This is a genomic window from Steroidobacter agaridevorans (assembly GCF_009932555.1).
In the GTDB taxonomy this organism is placed as follows: domain Bacteria; phylum Pseudomonadota; class Gammaproteobacteria; order Steroidobacterales; family Steroidobacteraceae; genus Steroidobacter; species Steroidobacter agaridevorans.
This window is the reverse complement of record NZ_BLJO01000004.1, coordinates 611,627-630,114: the sequence shown is the minus strand read 5'-3', so window position 1 is coordinate 630,114 and position 18,488 is coordinate 611,627. Positions and strand designations below refer to the sequence as shown.

Sequence of the window (18,488 nt, the reverse complement as noted above, 5' to 3'; positions counted from 1 at the left end):
GTTTGTGGATCAGCCGGCACGTGCCCTACCCCATGAACGAGGGGTTGAAGGTGTACTCGGCAAAACTTTCCGAAGCGCTGGCCCAGGCCGGTGCGTTCGTGCGCGTGCTCGGCTTTGGCAGCACTGAAGCCACGCCGAAGAACCGTGCCCGCATGGAATGGGTTTCTGTCCCGGGCGATCGTCGGAACACCGCCGTCGCCTTGTTGAATCGTTTTCCGCTGACCGCGGCCGTCGATTCGACGAGCGCATATCGTGCGCTGCTCGAAGAGCAACTGCGTGAGCCGTGGGATGCGATCGTCTTCGACAGCTACGGCGCCGGTTGGGCGCTGGATCGTTGCAAAGCCTATCGCGCGACGAAACTGGGCGCGAAAGCCATCCTGGTCCATGTTTCTCACAATCACGAAGAAGTGTTGTGGCATTCCATGGCCAGGCAAGCCGAAGCCGGCTTGCCGAAGCGACTGGCGCTCTGGCAGAACTACTACAAGGTTCGCGGCCTGGAACGTCAGCTGTTGCGCGAGGTCGACCTGGTGTCGGCCATTACCATCGAAGACGAGCAGGCACTGCGGGCTCATCGCAGCGATAACAACACGCTCACGCTGACGCCTGGCTATGAGGGCGCCGTTGCGCCCGAGCGAGTCATCGATGCTTCGGTTCCGCGCCGCGCGGTTATCGTCGGTTCGTTCCAGTGGGTCGTGAAGCGCGAAAACCTCGCCCGCTTCGTCGAGCACGCCGACGCCCAGTTCGCCGCGCACGGCATCGAGCTGGTCGTCGCCGGCGATGTGCCCGATGACCTGAAACAAACACTGCTCGCCACCAGCCGTGCGACGCGTTTCGAAGGCTTTGTCAAAGACCTCGCGCCGTTCCTGGCGCAGGCGCGCATCGCCATCGTTCCCGAGCTGATCGGCGGCGGCTTCAAGCTGAAGTTCCTGGATTACATTTTCGGCCGCGTCCCGGTGGCGACTGTCGACGCCGCCGCTGCGGGCCTGCCCCCGAAGCTGCGCGAGGATTTGATCACCAGCACCGATTTTGCCGGTCTGACGTCCGCCATCGTCGAGCACATCGACCGTCTGGAGCATTTGAATCGCTTGCAGACGGCCGCGTTCGAGCAGGCGAAAACCTTGTATCGATGGGAGGACCGCGGGCTGCAGTTACAGCAGCGCATCGCGGAGTTGCAGAAGGCGCGTGCGAACTCCCCCGCACGCTCGTCGGCCACCGCCGCCGCCGCGAGCGCCTGAGCAGGAGCGCTGAATGTTCGGTTACGTTTCATTTGCCCAGCTGTCCAACGCCATCCGGTCGCAACTTTATGCGATTCCGGCGGATGTGGATTTGATCGTCGGCATCCCGCGCAGTGGCATGGTGCCCGCGTATCAGATCGGGCTGTTCCTGAATCGCCTGGTCTGCGACATCGATACCTTCATCGCCGACGGCAACATCAGCCACGGTCACACGCGCAAACTCGGCATCGCACTGAATTCGCTGCGCCAGGCGCAGCACATCCTGCTGGTCGACGACAGCATTGCGACCGGTGGTTCGATGCAGAAGGCGGTCGCACGCATTCAGGAGTCAGGCTACTCGGGCCGCGTCTCGACGTGCGCCGCGGTGGTCGCGCCGTCGCACAAGAGCAGCGTGGATGTTTCTTTCATCACGATGCCGCTGCCCCGGCTATTCGAGTGGAACGCGTTTCATCACGCCTGCGTGGAGACCGCCTGCTTCGACATGGACGGCGTGCTGTGCGTCGACCCGACAGCGTACGAGAACGACGACGGTCCGCGTTACGAGAAATTCCTCGCCACCGCGCGCCCGCTGTTCCGCCCGACCTTGAAGATCGGCCACATCGTGACTGCCCGTCTCGAGAAATATCGCAGCCTCACCGAGGACTGGCTGGCGGCAAACAACATTGCTTACGGCCAGCTGCACCTCGTCGACCTGCCGAGCCGCGCCGAGCGCATCCGACAAGGCGCGCACTGCTCGCACAAGATTCGCGTGTATCGCGAAACGGGCGCGACGATGTTCTATGAGAGCGAGATCGGCCAGGCGCACGAGATCGCCACCGGCGCGGGCAAGCCCGTGCTCTGCATCGACGCAATGACCATGGTGATGCCGGGCGCATCTCACCTCACGGCGACGGCCAAGGTTGCGCTCTGGCGGCTGCGCGCCCCGCTAGGGCGCGCGAAGGGCTGGGTTCGACAGCAGCTGCGATCCTCCAGAACTCCCGTTCGCGGGGCGTGAGTGCAACGTGCCGCCGCTCAACTCCTCACTGCTTCCGTCGCCACACACGGATGTAATCGATCGCATAGTTCCACTGCGACTCGTCGGCTTTCATCGAAGAAACGTCGACACCCTTCAGGATCATTCCGAGCTGATTGGTCACGAGGATGTGCGCGGGCACCGGCTTGCTCCAGACGTAGTACGTCTGCTTGATCGGCTCGCCGTCGAGCAACCAGATCGGCTGGTCCTTGACCCAGTCGAGCGAGAACACGTGGAAGTCGGCGGAGAAATCGAAGCCGGGGATGTACTCGTTCTTCTTGAATTTGGTCCACAGATCCTTCGGCGGGCCGTAGCGCTCGGGATTCTTATGGGTCTGCACGTAGCCGGTCATCACGCGCGTTTCCGGCCGGCCCTGCCAGTTGAAGAACTCGAAGATGTCGATTTCCGGCGGCCACGGCAGCTCGGAGAATTTGCCATCTGGATACTGCACGCCGGGATTCAACCAGAACGCCGGCCATGCGCCAACGCCCGTCGGCAGCTTCGCTCGCATCTCGATATACATGCCGTCGGTGACCGGCAGCTTGCCACGCAACATGCCCGACTCCAGGCCGCGCGGCTTCAAGCCGCCGCCCGGCGGAATGCGCCCTTTCAATGTGAGCGTGCAGTCATCGAACACATGCAGCGAGCGCGGGTCGCCGTCGGGATAGTCACGATGGTACGACCAGTACGTCTTCAGCCCGTCGAGCTTGCCGTTCTCATAGATGTAACGGTAGAAAAATTCCTGATCGAGCTTGGCGCGCGTATCGATGGTCGCATCCTTGCGACTGCGACCGAAGGTGTAATCCTTGACCAGCTCGAACTCGCCGGTTTGTTTGTAAGGCCGCGCCGGATCGATGGGCGGTCCCAACAATGCAGTACAAGCCGTGGCCGCCGCCGCTGCAAGAGCGATGATGCTCATCGTCACCTCTCGAATTCTTCCCGGCCATCTTCACGATCTGGCCGCCGACTGGCAATAGGAGCATGCGCTTGAGCAGGGAAATCATCATCACGGGCGGCGACGCTCATTTCTTTCCCTGGATCATTGCGGCGATCAGCTCTTTGCGCGCGCACGCGGAAACTCGTGCGCTGGACATGGGCATCATCGATCAAGGACTGACCGAGGCTCAACGCGCACAACTGAGCGCGTTCGGCTGCAAGATAGTCGAACCGCAGTGGACACTGCCCGTGCCGCAAGAAGCGCGCACGTTGCGAAACATCGGCCTCGTGGCTCGCACAGCGCTGCGCGACTACTTCCCCGGCTACGAGATTTATTTGTGGTTCGACGCCGACGCGTGGATGCAAACGCCCGAGTTCGTTACCGCTTATGCCGAAGGCGCGCGTGCCCGCGGCGCGGCCGTCGTGACGGAGAACGGTCCGGGATATCGCAAAACATTCACGGACTGGAAGTGGTGGGCGGGAAACATGGTCGCCTCGTTCGGCGTGCTCGACGGCCTGCGCTGCTCGTTCGCGACCAGTATCAACATCGGCGTGCTGTGTCTCAAAGACACGGCGCCACATTGGCAACAGTGGCAGCGCTACTACACGAAAGCGCTGGAGCGTACCGGCAAGGTGAACATGGATCAGCACGCGCTGTTCGCGGCGATTCATCTCGAAAATCTGTCGACGGCGCTCCTGCCCGCGCGCTTCAACTGGTTGCCGCATCTGAGCTGTCCGGTCTGGAACGCCGAACAGAAGCTGCTCTGCGAGCCGACGGCGCCGCATCGTCCGCTTTCCGTCATTCACCTTGCGGGTCCTCGTAAAGATCGGCCTTACGAAGTGGCGCATCTGAGCGGCGGCTCGTTCGCGACCTCGCTGACCTACCCAGCGATGCAACAGCACCTGGCAACCTGAATATGAACTACAACTCACTCAAAACCGTGTCGGTCGTGATTCCCGCCTACAACGCGAGGAACACGATTCAACAGGCCATCGCCACGGCGCGCGCGCAGACGTTGCGTCCGACGCAGATCGTCGTCGTCGACGACGTCTCCAAGGACGACACGATTCAACGAGCCGAAGCGGTCGCGGGCCCCGACTTGCTGATCGTGCGCAGCCCGAAAAACGGCGGCGGCGGCGCTGCGCGTAATCGTGGCATCGACCATTCGACCGGCGACGTCGTCGCATTTCTCGACGCCGACGATCTGTGGGCGCCGAACAAGCTCGCAAATCAAATGATGCTGTTACGCACGCAGACGCGCGATTCGTTTTGTTTCAGCGCCGTCGAGCAGGTCAACGAGTACGACGAGAAGCACATCCTGCCGAAGCGCGAGCCGTTCATCGGCGAGAGCCTGGCGGACTACATGCTCAAGGCCGGCAACATCATGCAGACCAGCACCCTCATGGTGCCCCGGCATCTGCTGACGAAGTGTCGCTTCAACGAACGGCTGCGCCGCTTTCAGGACCTCGACTTCGTGCTCACGTTGGACGAAGCCGGCATCGCCGCGACGTTCTGTCCGCAGCCGCTGGTCGAGTGGCGCAACGTCGGCAACCCGAAACGCGTCAGCTCGAACCCGGACCCAACGGTCATGCAGACGTTTCTAAACGCCCATCCGCGGCTCACGCGTGCGCAAAAGCTGGGGCTGGAGATTCGCAGTGTCGGACCGACACCCGGCGCGGCCGGTACCTTGCGCTGGTCATGGCGACTGGCGTTGTCTGTGTTCTCCGGCGCATTGCCGCCGCCGAATGCGGTAAGCCTGCTGCTGAAACACAGCCTCGGCATGCGCAATTACGGCGCGCTGCGCGCACGCCTCGGAGCCAGGTCGTGAAGCCCGCTGACGGCCATGCCATGAGCGAAATGGCGTCGACCTACCTCGACGCCTTGCGCGCAGCCGGCGCCAATCTGGTCATCGCCGCGCATGTCATGGCGCTGTATTTGGGCATTCGCGATCCCTACAGCCTCGGCAACCTGGGCGTCGCGATCTTCTTTTTGTTGTCCGGCTTTCTGATCATGCAGTCGATGCTGAACTGGCTGAACAAGCCGGAGCCGCGTCTGCCCGGCTTCCTCGCCGATCGGGTCGCTCGCATCATGACGCCGTACCTGCCGGCATTGATCCTGATCGCGATCCTCAACCTGACGCTCATCCACACCAATCACAGCCAGGGCGGCACGAACACCGGCGTGCTCACTTTCCTGGGCAATCTGCTGCTGCTGCAGGATCACGCCGTGTTTCAGGGCCTCGAGTTCGCAGGCATCGATTTCCCGTGGCGCATCCGCTCATACAACTCCGCGGAGCCGTTCTGGACGGTGGCGATCGAGATGTGGATCTACGTGTCCATGGGCCTGTTCTTTTTCTGTCTGCTCAAGCGCGAGCGCATCGATCGATGGCTGGGCCTGGCGCTGGTGGCAGTCGCAGTGCCCGTGCTGATCTGGAATGCAGCGGCGGGCGGCGGCAAATCGCTGAGCTTGATCTGGCTGCTGGGCGCGATCACCGGTTATCTGTTTCACCTGTGGCGAGCCAATGGCTACGCAAACATTCGCAGCGTCGCCACGGCCGTGACGGCATTCAGCGTCATCGCGCTGGTCGGGCGCGCCGGCAAGGTTGGCTTTCAGCCGTTCGATCTGCAAACGGCGCTGTTGATGGCCATGATTATGTTCGGGGTGCTGGCACTGCTGATCAGCGTACAGCGCGCGCCGTCCCTGCTGCGTGGGTCGGTGAAATTCCTGGCGTCATATAGCTACAGTTTGTATTTGATCCATAACACCGTCCTAATCCTGGTCCTGGAACATGTAAAGACCGAGAGCACCTGGGTGAATGTGGCCATCGCCGTGGTCGCAGCCCATGGCTGCGCCTATCTGTTGTATCTGGCATTCGAACGTCACTATCGAGTCGTGGGCCGCTGGCTGCGTCCGAACTTCGAGCGCGCCCTGGCGCCGCGAGCCAGCGAATCGACCGTTCCAGTCGCGGCCGATCTGGTTGCCGGCAGCGCAACCGCGGCCAGCCAGCAGGAGCGCTGATGTCCGCCGTTCGTAATGTGCGCTGGGTCGGCATGATCCAGGTCACGCGAATCAGCGTGCAGCTGCTGGGCCTGCTGGTCCTGTCCCGATTGCTGACGCCGGCCGACTTCGGCCTGGTCGCCATCGTGTTCGCGATCACGAATTTCGCATTGCTGCTGCGGGACATGGGCATGGCGTCCGCGATCATCCAGCGGGAGACGCTGGATGAGGCGACCGTGCTGACGGCGCACTGGACCAATTGTTTCATCGGCCTGGGGCTCGCGGTGTGCCTGTTCGGCTTTTCGTTCGTTGCCGAACACGTTTTCCAAGCAACGGGGCTCGCACCGTTGGTGCAGCTGAGTGCGCTGTCGTTTCCGTTTCTCAGCGCCACGACGGTGCATCAGGCATTGCTGGAGCGCGCGTCGCAGTTCGCAACCGTTGCTCGCATCGAAATAGTCGCGCTGCTGACGGGATTCACCGTCGCCGTGGTGTCCGCGTATCTCGGCGCCGGGCCCTACGCTCTGGTGCTGCAGACATTGACGGTCGCGGTGCTCTCGGCGATCCAGTTTTGGATTGCGTCGGACGCGAAGATGAAATGGGGCTGGAGCTCCGACCATGCCAAGGACTTGTGGAGCTACAGCGGCAGCTTGTTTGGTTTCAACCTGGTGAACTACTTCTCACGCAATGCCGATACGATGATCATCGGCCGCATGCTCGGGCCCGCGGCTCTGGGACCCTACTCGCTCGCGTATCGCGTGATGCTGTTCCCGTTGCAGAACCTCACGTTCGTCGCGACGCGCGCCTTGTTTCCGATGATGAGCCGTCACCAGCATTCTCCGCAGGAGCTGGGCACCATGCACCTGCGCCTGCTGTCGGTGATTTCGTTCTTTACCGCGCCGATGATGGCGGGGCTGTTCGTGCTGCGTGAACCGTTCGTTGACGTGGCGCTCGGCGATTCGTGGGGCATGGTCGCAGCGCTGATCATGTGGCTCGCGCCGATCGGGTTCATTCAGTCGCTGGTGAGCGCCGGCGGCGTCGTATTCCAGGCGGTGGGCCGCACCGACCTGCTGCTGCGCCTCGGAGTGATCAGCAGCATTCTGCACGTCACGGCTTTCATCACCGGCGTGCAGTGGGGGCTGCTTGGTCTCGCGGCTGCCTATTTCGTCGTCACACTGATCAACGCGGCGATCTCGCTTGGCGTACTGCTGCATCTGTTGCAACAGACCGTGCCGCGGCTGCTCGGCGCGATCCTGCCTTCGATCGCGAAGGCGTTGATCATGGCGACGTTGCTCTATTTCGCCGATGTCGAGCTGCGGGCCGTGGAGTTTCCGCCGCTGGTCCGTCTGCTGACGCTGAGCGCCGGCGGCGGCCTCATATTCCTGGCACTCACGCGCATCCATCTGATGCCGTCCGACCGTGACGTGCTCCGTTTGTTCATGAAGAAAGCTTAGGAGGGGAACAAATGACTTCGAAGGGAACACTTCGTCGCAACACTTTGTGCCTGGCCGCGGTTAGCACCGTGCTTTGCAATGCCGCCCTGGCGGCGCAGCCTGACCAGGAGAAGAAAGAGGAGCACCTCTATCTCTCCGAACAGTTTCTCTACGACGACAATCTGTTCCGCGATGCCGAGACCAACGACACCGACGTGATCCCGGGCGATCCGACCGATCCGAACGCGACTCCGCGCGAAGTATCGCGCGAGGACTACGTGAATCGCATCACCGTGGGCGTAGGCAACGACTTCCACCTGGGCCAGCAAACGTTGCGCCTCAAGGGTCGGGTCTACGATGCGCGCTATCAGGACAACGATTATCTCGACTACACCGGTGGAGACGCGTCGGCCGCGTGGGATTTCCGCGCGCTCACTGCGTTGTCGGGTCGTTTGTCGGGCTCATACAACCGCACGCTGGCCGACTTCGCCAACACGCTGGGCACACAACGCGACATCATCGAGAGCACCAACTACTCGGCGCTGGTGCGCTGGGCACTCGGCCCGCGCTGGTCGATCAGTGCGAGCGGCGGGCGCATCGAGACTGAGCACGGACTGAACATTCGCGAAAACGAAAATCTGGAAGCCGACGTGGGCCGCGTCAGCATCGATTACGCGACGCCGTCGTTTCATTCCTTCGGCGTCGAGTACCGCTACATCGACGCGAAGTTTCCGAACGCCATCGTCGCTCCTGGCTTCGACGCGTCGACCAGCGACTACGAGGAGAACGCGGCCCTTGCCCGCTTCACCTACACCGCCACCGTTCGCACGCAGTTTCGTGTGAGCGCCGGTTACGTCGAGCGCGAACGGCCCGTCGACCCGGAAGGCCGCTACTCGGGCGACACTTGGCGCGCCGAGATCGACTGGAAGCCGCGCGAGAAATTCCAGATGTTGTTCTCCGCCTGGAGCGAGCTGAAGGCCTATACCGACGTCGAATCGGATTACTTCATCTCCGACGGCTACAGCCTCGCCCCGAGCTGGAGCCCGACCGAGAAGCTGAACTTCTCGCTGACGGCTTCGTACGAAGATCAGGAATATCTGAACACCCGCGACCTCGACCTGGTCGGCGGCCAGCGCAATGACGATGTGCTGACCGGCTTGTTCACGTTCACCTACAAGCCGCGCGACCAGCTCGCCATCGAGCTGAGCTATCGCGGCAGCGACCGCGACAGTAATCGCGTCAACCGTCGTTACGACGCGCAGGTCGCCGGCATCGCGCTCCGCTGGAGCGTGTTCTGATGTAAGGCCGGCGTCGTAAGCAGGTTACGATGCCGGCCGATATTCGAGCATGTACTTCACTGGCTGCGGCAGCTGCTCGCTCGACACTTCGACGTTGAGAAGCAGCGTGCCATTCGCGTCTTTCGAGAACGAGTTCACGCGCGTGCCGTCCTCGGCCTTGTAGGTCTGGATCAGCTTGCCGCCCTCGAGCCTCGCGGAAACATCGAAAACCTCGCCGTCGGCGCGCTTCCACTTGATCGATTCGCCACTGAGCGGCATGCGGATCGCAGCCTGCGTGTCGTACGTGATCACGGCCTCGCTGGCGCCGAACTCGATACGGATCTCCTTGTAAGCAAAGTTGGTCCGGCTCAGTCGCCCGCGCGCGATCGGCCGCTTGATGAAGTTCATCTTCTCGACGGCCTTGTCGATCGCCTGCGCAATATCGTTGCTGCGTTCGGACACCGATTTATAGGTCCCCGACAGGCCGGACACCTCGTCCGCTCCCGCTCCGAGCGCGGCGATGCAGCCCATGAGAACAATGCAAAATGTGCGTTTGAGCATTTTGCCTCCGGTCAATGAGGTGCGCGCCTCATCGTAGCGCATAGTCCAGCGGCGGCAAAACTGTCGGCCCGCTCGCACCGAATCGCTCGACGGCAGCGACGAAGCAATACCCCTGGCCGGGAACGTTGGCAATATAGCGCGCGCCGGCCGCGCCCTCTCCCAGCACTTTGCGCAGCCCGTTGATCTGCACGCGCAGATTGCCCTGGTCGACCACGAGGCCCCGCCAAGCTTTGGAGATCAGCTCACGATGCGAGACGACCTGCCCCGCTCTACCGACGAGCACGACGAGGATATCGAGAGCGCGACTTCCCAGCGGCAGCGGCATTCCATATCTCTTCAGGACGCGGGCGGTGGGAAACAACTCGAAAGCATCGAAGCCGATGCACTCGCCGGGCTCATGACGAGGCAGATAGGTCGAGCGGCTGGCGGTGGCGAGTAACTGAGTCATGACTGATTGCCCATGCGTTGCGTCGAAAGCAGGAGCACGATGACATATCGGAGCATCGCGTCGCATCGCCACTTTGTAGTACCCATTTCGGGGTCACCCGAAATGGTAAGCGCGCAATTACTCTAGACTTCGAGAATGCCCCGCTTCAGCGCGACCATGACTGCATGAGTGCGATCCTTCGCGCCGAGCTTGAGCAGAATGCTCTTCATGTGCGCCTTGACGGTGTCTTCGGTGATGCTGAGCTGATCTGCGATCTCACGATTGGAGTTGCCCCGCGCGACGCCTTTGAGCACCTGCACTTCGCGCGTGGACAACGTACTCTCGCCGGCGAACTCGGCCAGCTCCATGGCGACCTCCGGAGGAATCACGCGCTGCCCGGCATGCACCGCGCGAATCGTCTCGCGCAGCTCCTTGCGCAATGTTCCTTTCAGCAGGAAGCCGCAAGCTCCGCTCTTCAACGCACTCAACACCTGCGCGTCGCCCTTGTACGTCGTCAGCACCACGATGCGGGCGTTCGGATCTTCCTGCCGGATGATGTGCAGCGCTTCGAGGCCGCCCATGCCGGGCATCTGCAGATCCATGAGCGTTACATCGGGATGAAACTTTCGATACGCCTCGATGCCCGCGCGCCCGTCGGCGGCCTCCGCCACCAGTTTCATATCGGGCTCGTTGGAAAGCGCCGATGCGATCCCGTCTCGCAATAGCGGGTGGTCATCCACCGCCAATACTGTGATCGGCCGTGGGTCGTCGTGTTCGGTGGTCACGTTTCACTGATCCTGCGCACGCTGCGCCCTGACTTGAACGCCATCCTGGCGGGGACCTTCAGTTCGACACTCGTCCCTTGGCTGGCGCTGCTCGATAAAGTGAGTTGGGCTCGAATGCGAGCCGCGCGCTCTTCCATGCCTTTCAATCCCCAATGGCCCGCTGGAATCTGCGAGCGATCGGTATTGAAGCCTCGTCCATCGTCGCGCACCAGCAGTACCAGGGCCCGACGCGTGTATGAAATACGCACTTGGATGCGGGTTGCCTGAGCATGCCGGAACGCATTTGCCAGCGCTTCGGCGCCTATGCGGAACGCTTCTTCCCGAATGACCGGGTGCAGGTCGCATTCCTCGCCCTCGACGGAAAGTTCGAAGGTCGCCGTGTAGTCCTGCGCAAGCTCGGATCCCAGCACACTCAGCGCCTGGGGCAGGCTCGTGGATGTCTGCGAAGACGAGCGCAGGCTCGTCACCTTGTCGCGGCCGTCCGCCAGCACCAGGTCGGCGCGATCCAGTGCTTCTTCCATCAAAGCCCGCGCCGGTTCGTGCTTCGGAATGCGCTCGGTCGCGGACTGAAACCGCAGCATCAATCCCTGCACGCCCTGCAGAAATGTATCGTGCAGCTCGCGCGCAATTCGCTCGCGCTCCACCAGGCGTTCTTCGAGCCGCCAGCGCAGTTGAGCCTTGGCGTGGCGAAAGCGGATCGCGAACGCCAGCCAGACGATTCCCAGCACCGACCCCACCAGCAGCGCAGTGAACCAGGGCGTTTGCACGAACGTGGGCGGAATGACGAACTCCAGCGCGGCGCCGGTTTCGTTCCATAAGCCATCGTTGTTCGAAGCAATCACCTGGAAGCGATATTTTCCCGGCGGCAGATCGTTGAAAAACGCTTCGCGGCGGGTGCCGACGTCCTGCCATCCGGAGTCGTTGCCTTCGAGCCGATACTTGAACCGCACTCGTTCGGGAATGGCGAGGCTGAGCGCGGTATAAGCGATCTCCAGATTGCGGGTTCGCACCGGCAGTTGCAACGGCTGCGACGCTGTCCATTGATAGGTGCCGCCATCCGCGCGAACCGATTTCACGAGCACGGTAGGAATGACTTCGTTACGCACGCGCGGCTGTGCGTCAGTCCATGCCACACCATCACTGGTGGCGAACCACACGCGCTGCTGCTTGTCGACCACGACGGTGGGCAGCGGCCGGATGACGAACGGCACACCCGGCATGCCGTCGAGATAGTTGAGCAGCTTGTAACTCACAACATGCGATGGATCGCTCAACGCATTGCGGGCTTCGGACGCTTCGATGCGCACGGCGCCATCGCCGGTGTTGAGCCACAGGTCGCCAGTATCTAGCTCGACGATGCCCGAGATCGCTGCGAAGGCCCCCTCGGCACGCCGGATCGGACGAAAAGTCTGTCCATCGAAATGAAACATGCCGCGCTCGCCGCCGATCCAGACGTTGGCGCCGCGCGGCACGATCGCGAACACAGTACCCGCCGCCAATCCATCCTTCGACGTGAAGGTCGTCACCCGATCGCCGTCGAGCACGGCGACCTTGCCATCCACATAACCAAACCACACGCGCCCGCGCTCGTCCGCGGCGACGATGGTTGCGGCCTCCGGCGGCAGATCGGTACGACCGCCCCAGAGAGTCCACTCATCGCCAACGACTTTGAAGACGCCGACCCGGACCACCGATACCCACATGGCCCCGGTCGTATCCATGGCCATGGACTGAATTTCACCGGGCGCCGTTCGCGAGCGCTGTGCGATCGGGAGTCTGGACGCCTGCCATCGGCCCGCATGCAACTGCCAGATCTCATTCCGCAAGCCGATCCACAGGTCGCCCTTCGGGTCGAGGTAGAAGCAACCGTACTCGCCTGCCGGTGCGGGGACCGGCGTCTGGCGCAAGTCACTCGAAATCCGAAACAATTGTTCCGAGCTGGTGCCGATCCACACCGCGCCGTCGTGGCTCGGCGCAATTGCGTAAGTCATCGAGCCGGAAGGCAGGTCGGCCCGCGACAGAGCCGGAGCGCGCAGCTGGTCGAGTCCGCCGCTGGTTGCGAACCAGATGCTGCCCTCCCGGTCTTCGAGGATGGCCGACACATACCGGCCTGTGAGAGGCACGATCCGATCGCCGTTCAGCTCCCTGGCATGCAGCTCGCGAGCAGCCTTCCCCGACTGACCGGGCGCCGTCGCTGCAGCAACCGACACATCGAGCCGCCGGGCCCCTTGTTCGCCGGCCAGCCAGAGTTGACCCTGCCGGTCGAACCGAGCTTGCGCGAAGGAATACGTGTGGTCCTCGTTACCAATTCCCTCGATGACGAGCCTGGCGCCATCGGTCGTGGCTTGCAGTATCAGCGCGTCACGCTGCGTCCTGGATATCATCCAGACCGCGCCATCTCTGGGCAAAAGGAAACTGAGTGCCTGCTTATCGGGGACAGTGCAATCTTCAAACCGTTGCGCTCCCCTGCGGAGAAACCTGCAGACATTCTCGATACTGCTGGCCCATATCGTTCCCGCTTTGTCGCTGGCTATTTCGTAGAATCTGCTGGCCGGAATGTTCCATTCGTTGCCCAGCGGACTCCATTTGCCGTCGACCAGCCGAAACAAGCCGGTCGTCGTCGCGGCCAACAGCGATCCCGAGCCATCCGGCGCGAAACGAAGCGTCGTGCCGACTGGCAATCCCTCGCCGGCAGGGTAATGAGTGAGGCGGTCTCCCTCCATATAAGTTGCGCCACCAAAGCGATAGCCGATCCACATGCCACGCTCGGCGGCCCACAGCGTGCTGATGTTGGCCGATAGCAGCTCCTGTCCGCCCACGCGCGAAATGCGCTCGAAATGTACGCCGTCGAAACGAAACAGGCCGGCGCCGTTCGACATCCACAAGTAACCATCCGCTGTCTGCACCAGGGTCTGAATGCCCGGCGGCGCTCCGTCCTGCGTCGTCCATTGCGTGTGATAGAACTGATCGGCGCTGCGAGGCGCAGCGGCTGCGGCCGCGCCCAGGAACAGCCAGCAGACTGCTGCAATCAAAATGTGAGGTGCGCGACTCGACATTGAAACCCGGCTACCCGAGCCATGCCCGAGCATTGGTCACATTCAGTGGATGGCTGGTCTCCAGCATGCTGGCCGCCTCCTTTCAGCTTACGATCCCCAGAGCAATCGGTGCACTACACGGGGAGGTAAACTTGGTTCTACCCTTTCGGGTAGCTCTACTGCTTGCGCGCCCAGGCGCAAAACACCATCTCCCACAGGCAGGTTGCATTCCGCTCCCTGCGCTCGGCAGCCAGCCGAGCGTCGAGGGTGGCCACATCGACTTCGGCCTCGGTTGTGATGCCAAGGTGCTGCAGACGTGGGAGCACCGAGCGGATGATCGCACCCACCGGATAGGTGGATGTCGGCGTCAGCACATTCGCCTCGGCGCGCACACGTTGAACCGCTAGGCCGCCAACGGAGAGCGCCGAATGAAGCCCGAAGCCCATGTGCAGATTGGCCCCTTCCAGGCGAAGCATTTCCCGGAGCCATGAGCGAACCCGGTCGTGCAGCGGCAGCGCCGTCGAGCTATCGCTGATCGCGACCATGTCGTGCTCATGGAACGCAATGACGCCTCCCGGGCGGATCGCATCCACGAGTTGCGCCACGGCTAGCGACGCATCGGGCTGATACATGAGCACGCGGCGGCCCACCACCGCATCGAGCGTGCCACGCTCTGTAAATGCGACATCGAAGCCGCCTTCGATGAAGGTGAGGTTCGACAGCCCGGCGTCGCGTGCCGCGCGTCGGGCCAGCTCGAGCATCTGGGGGTTTTGATCGACGCCAAAGACATGGCCCGTGCCGCCAACGCGGCGTGCGATCATCAAGGAAACCGCACCCGGGCCGCAGCCGATATCGAGCACTCGCATCCCCGGTCCGATGCCTGCGTCATCGAGCATGCGTTCGGTCATCTCATCGACATGATTCATCGGTGCGTAATCTCACTTTGCGAGCGCAGGTCAGTGACTATCCGATTGCGCGCGACGCCTGGATCTAGGATAAAGGCGCCTTGTTTGCTTGCCACCGATAGACTCGAAATGCTGGCCGCGAATTCCACAGACTCTGCTTTTTTTGCCCGTTCGGCAACGGGCCATCTCGGCAATGGCTGAGCCGGCAATCGAAACCCCCTCAGATACGCCGTCGACCGACCGGCTGGTGATCCGCATCAAGCTGGTTTCGCAAGAGCCTGCTCCGCCTCCGGCTCCGGCGCGACGATTCGGCAGAGGCGCGCAGTTGGTAGTTGCCGGGCTCGTTGTCGCCGTATTGGTGGGCTGGTTTGGCATCGGCAGCCTCGAATCCGATCCGCCTCCTCCGCCCGCAACCATCGCGAAGTCGCCAGTCGCCGCCGAGCCAGCGCCAACACCTGCGAAGCCGGTCGAGCCCGAAGTGCCGCAACAGCCCGATGCTCCGCCGTCAGTCCTCAACGAAGTAGTCCCGGACGTTCCGCAAAGTGCGTTGGATACGATCCGCGGCACGATCAGGGTGATCGTTCGCGTGACCCTCGATAAGCAAGGGAGGGTTATCGCCGCTGCCGCGGATGATCCCGGCCCGAGCCGGTACTTCGAGCGGCTCTCCCTCGAGGCAGCAAAGAAATGGACATTCACGCCCGCGAAGCTGGACGATCGGCGGGTAATGTTTGTACGGTTCTACTTCAGGCGTGACGGAGCTACGGCGAACGCGAGCTCCGAACCGAAGTGAGCTGAGGTTGATCGGGCCGAACCATGGAGGGCTGCGTGCGGAACAGTCTGGTCATCCTCGCCTCAGCCCTGTTCCTCCCGGCCTGCCAGGCCGTGGTCAAGCCAGCTCCTGAAAAGATTACGCCGTGGACGACCCAGCTAAGGGCTGCTCAGCCTGACGATGCGTTCGCGGCAGTGTATTCGTGGCGAGGGCAGAGCCTGATCTTCGTCGGAGCCAAGCATGCGACCCGCACCGACAGCCTGACCTTCCGGCTGATCCAGCAGGCCTATGCTTCGTTCCACGTCGACACCGTGATCGCGGAAGGCCCGCCCTATTCGCACGGGGCCAATGCCGAGCGCTTGTTCCGCTGGGTCGAGAACCAAAGAGAGATCGACGGATTCGTCGAAAGTGGCGAGATCGTTCCAACGGTCCGCGGCGCGCGCGATCACGGAGCGGTCGTTTGGGGCGGCGAGCCGGATGACACCGAGGTCCGTGATCGCGTCCTGGCTCGAGGCTTCACATTGCAAGATCTCGTCGGCTTTTACACGTTGCGGTCCGTGCCTCAATGGGTGCGCGAGCAAAAAATCACCGGCCCGGACGACAGCCGAACGAAACAGCTCATCGAAGCAGAGCTGGAGCGCAGCCGCTCGCGGCTCCAGGCGCCCGCCGACCCTCTATCGAGCTACGCGAGTTGGGCGCAATGGTATGAACGAACCAACGGCAAACCCTTCGACGCGTCGTTCACGCTAGAGGAAGGTGGACCGCTGGCCGACGGGCGCTATGCCACCAACAAGATCTCCGAGGCAATCGGACGCGTACGCGACGAATTCCTGCTCGAGATCATCGCGCGCCACTTGAATGCGCGCGACAACGTGCTGGTCGTCTTTGGAGAAAGCCATCTGATGATGCTTCGGCCGGCATTGAGCTCGATGCTCGGGCCGCCCTGCTATGAGGGTGACGATCTGGGGGCGGCAGGTGTTGACTGTCGAAACAGGCGCGCAGCGCTCACTTCGCAGATCGAAAGAATTCCTCGAGTGCATGCCGAACGGCGTCGCGGCACTCGAGATACGCAAAGTGCCCGCAGTCCTTGATCGTAACGAGCTTGGCGTTCGGGACCGCACGCGCGATGTGCTCGGAAATGTCGACAGGGATGAAGTCGTGGTCGCCGGTGACCACGAGCGTCGGGATCGGCAGCGCGCGCAGCTTGGGAAGCAAGTCATAGTTGGGGTTTTGCCAGGTATCCCGCATGAGTTGATCTTCGACTGCCCGCGCCTTGATGATTCCTGCGCTTCCCTGATTGACGAACTGCGCCTTCATGATCGTCATCAGCCTCTCGAAATCCTCGGGCCGTCGCAGTGCTGGCGTGAAGTGAATCCGATAGCGGGCGGCAACGGCCTCCGGATCGCCATTCTTATATTCAGCGCTGGCGAGGATCTCGCGCTGTCGGTCCATGGATGCGCCAATCTTGCGAAGATACGCCTCGCGCAGCAGGGCGAAATCTCGCGCCGAGACCGGTGCCGGATTCATCAGCACCAGATGGGACACATGTGTCGGATGGCGAAGCGCGTACTCCACTGCCAACACTGTGCCCCATGAGTGTCCGAAGAGAACGGGAGCGTTCAGCGCGAAGTGACGGCGCACGCTGTCGATGTCTTGGATATCGGAAGCGAGGGTGACGTTCTGCGGCTGAACATTCTCCGCGGATCGCCCGCGCCCTCTCTGGTCGTAATAGATGAGCTGAAAGATGTCCATCAACCGATCCAGGTCCGGCAATAGATAAGCATGATCGAAATCAGGCCCGCCATGGAGCACGATGGCCGGCCGGCCTTGTCCGATGGCGCGCGCATACAGTGAGACATCGCCAACCGGCACGCGGGTCTCATGTGCTTGCCCCTGAGGCTGCGCCCTGACACTCTGCGACGCAATGACGGCCGCAAGGAACACGACGAGAAGAGCAGCTCGCATGGACATCCCCTAGTCCGTCAGGCTCGGCCATTCTAACATCCGAGCAACGTTGAACATGCGTCAACCGGCTGTCGGCTTCAGCCCGGCTCGTTCGTCCTTGAGACATCGCGGATCCCCTGGAGCGCCCCAATGAACCCCACCATCACCGCTTTTGAACAATCTCCCGACCGCGGCCAGGGGCTGGCGCGCGATATGCGCGTTCGATGGGCGCTGGAAGAAGTGGGCCAGCCTTACGACGTCCGCCTGGTCTCGTTCGCCGGGATGAAGGAGCGTGCGCATCGCAGGCTTCATCCATTCGGTCAGATTCCGACCTACGAGGCTGGCGACCTCACCCTGTTCGAATCTGGGGCGATCGTGCTCCACATCGCCGAGCGCCATGGCGGCCTGCTGCCGGAGGATGCAAATGCCCGCGCACGCGCGATCGCATGGATGTTTGCCGCGCTCAATACCGTTGAGCCGCCCATCGTCGAGCGCTCGATGGCGATAATCCTGGAGCGCGACAAGAGCTGGTATGCCGAGCGCCAGACCATGCTCGACGACCGCGTGCGCGCACGGCTGGGCGAACTTTCCAATCACCTGGGCGATGCCGAATGGCTCGACGGTGAGTTCAGCGCCGGTGACCTGCTGATGGTGACGGTGCTGCGCCGGTTGCGTGGAGGGGGTGGACTGGAGAACTATCCGAATGTTGGCGCCTATATCGCACGCGGCGAAGCGCGTCCGGCATACCAGCGCGCTTTCGCCGATCAACTGGCGGTTTTCACCGCCACGCAAACGAAAGGCTGAAGACGAGTTACTCCCGCAGAATCTTCTCCATCGCTTTGCCCTTGGCGAGCTCATCGATGAGCTTGTCCAGGTAGCGAATCTTCTGCATCAGCGGATCCTCGATTTCTTCCACCCGAACCCCGCAGATCACGCCTTTGATCAGCGAGCTGTTCGGGTGAAAGGCGGGCGCCCGGGCAAAGAACGTTTTGAGATCGCTCTCCTGCTCGATCTGCCGCTCCAGCTGCGCCTGGCTGTAGCCGGTCAGCCAGCAGATGATCCGGTCCACTTCCGCCTTGGTGCGATTCTTACGTTCCGCCTTTTGCACGTACAGCGGGTAGACCTTCGCGAACGTCAACGCAAACAATCGATCGTTGGTCATGGTCGCTCTCCG

General features: G+C 62.3%; 18 protein-coding genes. 10 read left to right on the top strand and 8 right to left on the bottom strand.

The features are described from left to right. Positions 1-32 precede the first annotated feature (32 nt). Together GYH35_RS17480 and GYH35_RS17475 are read left to right on the top strand one after the other, a co-directional pair. A complete protein-coding gene (locus GYH35_RS17480) occupies positions 33-1,235 on the top strand; it encodes a glycosyltransferase (RefSeq protein WP_161829080.1) in 1,203 nt (400 codons plus the stop codon). A gap of 13 nt (positions 1,236-1,248) precedes the next feature. Next, positions 1,249-2,229: a phosphoribosyltransferase family protein gene (locus GYH35_RS17475; protein ID WP_161811188.1), complete on the top strand. Its 981-nt coding sequence runs from the start codon at positions 1,249-1,251 to the stop codon at positions 2,227-2,229. A gap of 25 nt (positions 2,230-2,254) precedes the next feature. On the opposite strand, the gene GYH35_RS17470 is transcribed toward GYH35_RS17475, so the two are convergent. Then, complete coding sequence (locus tag GYH35_RS17470) at positions 2,255-3,166, bottom strand: glycoside hydrolase family 16 protein (RefSeq protein WP_161829079.1); 912 nt, start codon at positions 3,164-3,166, stop codon at positions 2,255-2,257. Between the two features lie 68 nt (positions 3,167-3,234). Between GYH35_RS17470 and GYH35_RS17465 the strand changes: the two genes are divergently transcribed. The 5 genes from GYH35_RS17465 to GYH35_RS17445 are packed head-to-tail and all read left to right on the top strand — an operon-like array spanning position 3,235 to position 8,909. Then, on the top strand, positions 3,235-4,098 hold the full coding sequence (locus GYH35_RS17465; protein WP_161829078.1) for a glycosyltransferase family protein: 864 nt from the start codon (positions 3,235-3,237) through the stop codon (positions 4,096-4,098). Positions 4,099-4,100: 2 nt separating this feature from the next. Beyond that, positions 4,101-5,012 (top strand): glycosyltransferase family 2 protein, encoded by a 912-nt coding sequence (locus GYH35_RS17460; RefSeq protein ID WP_161829077.1) that lies wholly within the window; start codon positions 4,101-4,103, stop codon positions 5,010-5,012. Next, the gene (locus tag GYH35_RS17455; RefSeq protein ID WP_161829076.1) at positions 5,009-6,202 is read left to right on the top strand and encodes an acyltransferase family protein; all 1,194 of its coding nucleotides are present in this window, start codon (positions 5,009-5,011) and stop codon (positions 6,200-6,202) included. Before GYH35_RS17460 ends, GYH35_RS17455 begins: the two co-directional genes overlap by 4 nt. Beyond that, complete coding sequence (locus GYH35_RS17450; RefSeq protein ID WP_161829075.1) at positions 6,202-7,632, top strand: lipopolysaccharide biosynthesis protein; 1,431 nt, start codon at positions 6,202-6,204, stop codon at positions 7,630-7,632. Before GYH35_RS17455 ends, GYH35_RS17450 begins: the two co-directional genes overlap by 1 nt. Positions 7,633-7,643: 11 nt before the next feature. Then, a complete protein-coding gene (locus tag GYH35_RS17445; RefSeq protein ID WP_161811182.1) occupies positions 7,644-8,909 on the top strand; it encodes an outer membrane beta-barrel protein in 1,266 nt (421 codons plus the stop codon). Between the two features lie 24 nt (positions 8,910-8,933). On the opposite strand, the gene GYH35_RS17440 is transcribed toward GYH35_RS17445, so the two are convergent. From GYH35_RS17440 to GYH35_RS17420, 5 genes are all read right to left on the bottom strand, one after another. Continuing rightward, positions 8,934-9,449 (bottom strand): hypothetical protein, encoded by a 516-nt coding sequence (locus GYH35_RS17440; protein WP_161829074.1) that lies wholly within the window; start codon positions 9,447-9,449, stop codon positions 8,934-8,936. Positions 9,450-9,477: 28 nt separating this feature from the next. Continuing rightward, positions 9,478-9,897, bottom strand: a complete 420-nt coding sequence (locus tag GYH35_RS17435) for a winged helix-turn-helix domain-containing protein (RefSeq protein WP_161829073.1) — start codon at positions 9,895-9,897, stop codon at positions 9,478-9,480. 122 nt (positions 9,898-10,019) lie between these two features. Further along, positions 10,020-10,661, bottom strand: a complete 642-nt coding sequence (locus tag GYH35_RS17430) for a response regulator (RefSeq protein ID WP_202624382.1) — start codon at positions 10,659-10,661, stop codon at positions 10,020-10,022. Continuing rightward, positions 10,658-13,717, bottom strand: coding sequence for a sensor histidine kinase (locus GYH35_RS17425; protein ID WP_161829072.1), 3,060 nt, complete (start codon positions 13,715-13,717; stop codon positions 10,658-10,660). Before GYH35_RS17425 ends, GYH35_RS17430 begins: the two co-directional genes overlap by 4 nt. A gap of 155 nt (positions 13,718-13,872) precedes the next feature. Then, positions 13,873-14,622 (bottom strand): class I SAM-dependent methyltransferase, encoded by a 750-nt coding sequence (locus GYH35_RS17420; RefSeq protein WP_202624381.1) that lies wholly within the window; start codon positions 14,620-14,622, stop codon positions 13,873-13,875. A 172-nt stretch (positions 14,623-14,794) separates the two neighbouring features. Here GYH35_RS17420 and GYH35_RS17415 point away from each other — a divergent pair, with 172 nt between their 5' ends. Continuing rightward, the gene (locus tag GYH35_RS17415) at positions 14,795-15,391 is read left to right on the top strand and encodes a TonB family protein (protein ID WP_161829071.1); all 597 of its coding nucleotides are present in this window, start codon (positions 14,795-14,797) and stop codon (positions 15,389-15,391) included. 35 nt (positions 15,392-15,426) lie between these two features. Beyond that, positions 15,427-16,461: a hypothetical protein gene (locus GYH35_RS17410; RefSeq protein WP_161829070.1), complete on the top strand. Its 1,035-nt coding sequence runs from the start codon at positions 15,427-15,429 to the stop codon at positions 16,459-16,461. On the opposite strand, the gene GYH35_RS17405 is transcribed toward GYH35_RS17410, so the two are convergent. Further along, positions 16,376-17,335 carry an alpha/beta fold hydrolase gene (locus tag GYH35_RS17405; RefSeq protein ID WP_161811176.1) on the bottom strand — a complete coding sequence of 320 codons (960 nt, stop codon included), beginning with the start codon at positions 17,333-17,335 and terminating at the stop codon, positions 16,376-16,378. The genes GYH35_RS17410 and GYH35_RS17405 overlap by 86 nt on opposite strands. A gap of 129 nt (positions 17,336-17,464) precedes the next feature. Here GYH35_RS17405 and GYH35_RS17400 point away from each other — a divergent pair, with 129 nt between their 5' ends. Next, positions 17,465-18,118, top strand: a complete 654-nt coding sequence (locus tag GYH35_RS17400; protein ID WP_161811175.1) for a glutathione S-transferase family protein — start codon at positions 17,465-17,467, stop codon at positions 18,116-18,118. Positions 18,119-18,125: 7 nt separating this feature from the next. Here GYH35_RS17400 and GYH35_RS17395 read toward each other — a convergent pair whose 3' ends face one another. Further along, positions 18,126-18,476, bottom strand: a complete 351-nt coding sequence (locus GYH35_RS17395; protein ID WP_161811174.1) for a DUF2200 domain-containing protein — start codon at positions 18,474-18,476, stop codon at positions 18,126-18,128. Positions 18,477-18,488 lie beyond the last annotated feature (12 nt).

Excerpts from the sequence above, each read along its gene's own strand:
- GYH35_RS17420 (WP_202624381.1), bottom strand. The coding sequence starts at position 14,622 with ATGAATCATGTCGATGAGATGACCGAACGCATGCTCGATGACGCAGGC.
- GYH35_RS17400 (WP_161811175.1), top strand. The coding sequence starts at position 17,465 with ATGAACCCCACCATCACCGCTTTTGAACAATCTCCCGACCGCGGCCAG.
- GYH35_RS17470 (WP_161829079.1), bottom strand. The coding sequence starts at position 3,166 with ATGAGCATCATCGCTCTTGCAGCGGCGGCGGCCACGGCTTGTACTGCA.
- GYH35_RS17450 (WP_161829075.1), top strand. The coding sequence starts at position 6,202 with ATGTCCGCCGTTCGTAATGTGCGCTGGGTCGGCATGATCCAGGTCACG.
- GYH35_RS17425 (WP_161829072.1), bottom strand. The coding sequence starts at position 13,717 with ATGTCGAGTCGCGCACCTCACATTTTGATTGCAGCAGTCTGCTGGCTG.
- GYH35_RS17445 (WP_161811182.1), top strand. The coding sequence starts at position 7,644 with ATGACTTCGAAGGGAACACTTCGTCGCAACACTTTGTGCCTGGCCGCG.
- GYH35_RS17405 (WP_161811176.1), bottom strand. The coding sequence starts at position 17,335 with ATGCGAGCTGCTCTTCTCGTCGTGTTCCTTGCGGCCGTCATTGCGTCG.
- GYH35_RS17395 (WP_161811174.1), bottom strand. The coding sequence starts at position 18,476 with ATGACCAACGATCGATTGTTTGCGTTGACGTTCGCGAAGGTCTACCCG.
- GYH35_RS17480 (WP_161829080.1), top strand. The coding sequence starts at position 33 with ATGAACGAGGGGTTGAAGGTGTACTCGGCAAAACTTTCCGAAGCGCTG.
- GYH35_RS17460 (WP_161829077.1), top strand. The coding sequence starts at position 4,101 with ATGAACTACAACTCACTCAAAACCGTGTCGGTCGTGATTCCCGCCTAC.
- GYH35_RS17440 (WP_161829074.1), bottom strand. The coding sequence starts at position 9,449 with ATGCTCAAACGCACATTTTGCATTGTTCTCATGGGCTGCATCGCCGCG.
- GYH35_RS17435 (WP_161829073.1), bottom strand. The coding sequence starts at position 9,897 with ATGACTCAGTTACTCGCCACCGCCAGCCGCTCGACCTATCTGCCTCGT.
- GYH35_RS17475 (WP_161811188.1), top strand. The coding sequence starts at position 1,249 with ATGTTCGGTTACGTTTCATTTGCCCAGCTGTCCAACGCCATCCGGTCG.
- GYH35_RS17415 (WP_161829071.1), top strand. The coding sequence starts at position 14,795 with ATGGCTGAGCCGGCAATCGAAACCCCCTCAGATACGCCGTCGACCGAC.